At 27.1% G+C, this 498-nt stretch carries 1 pseudogene; it reads right to left on the bottom strand.

Annotation, left to right across the window (positions count from 1 at the left end):
- Nucleotides 1-341 precede the first annotated feature (341 nt).
- Nucleotides 342-498 (bottom strand): annotated as a pseudogene (locus tag AB4Y90_RS18200) (oxygen-independent coproporphyrinogen III oxidase); the annotation flags it as partial.

Raw genomic sequence — 498 nt, 5'->3', positions numbered from 1 at the left:
GCTTAATCTGTACAATCTGCGAGAATTATATAAAAAAAAATCAATCATCCAGAATTTAAATTAATAAAACTTAAACAGGCTCTAAATTTTGATGAAATAACAACCATAATGTGTTATTATATTTTTAACGCAAAGATTGATTTTCACAATCTTATTTTAATGGAGCAAAGATGAATCAATAAATTGATTTTATAAAGCTATCGTCATTCAAGCTTCATCAGCGACTTTGTCGCCATTCTTTGCTTCTTAAAATAATAAGCTAAAAATTAAAAATCTTTGCGTAATAAAAAATATAATTTAATATCAATAAAAAAGCGATTCATTTCTGAATCGCTTTCCTTTTATATCGTCATTGAAAAAATTCTAGTTTCAGGTTTGTTCCTCAACATTCTGAGATCAAAAACCATGGCTACATTTCTTGTGAAAGCCCTTCCTTTTTCAGTGATTTTAATTTGATTATGATTAATTTCAACCAATTCATCACGTTCCATTTCCTGA

The sequence above is a fragment of the Chryseobacterium sp. 2TAF14 genome (assembly GCF_052115105.1).
Taxonomy (GTDB): Bacteria; Bacteroidota; Bacteroidia; order Flavobacteriales; family Weeksellaceae; genus Chryseobacterium.
The sequence above is the reverse complement of the archived record's forward strand: the minus strand, read 5'-3'. Positions and strand labels throughout refer to the sequence as shown.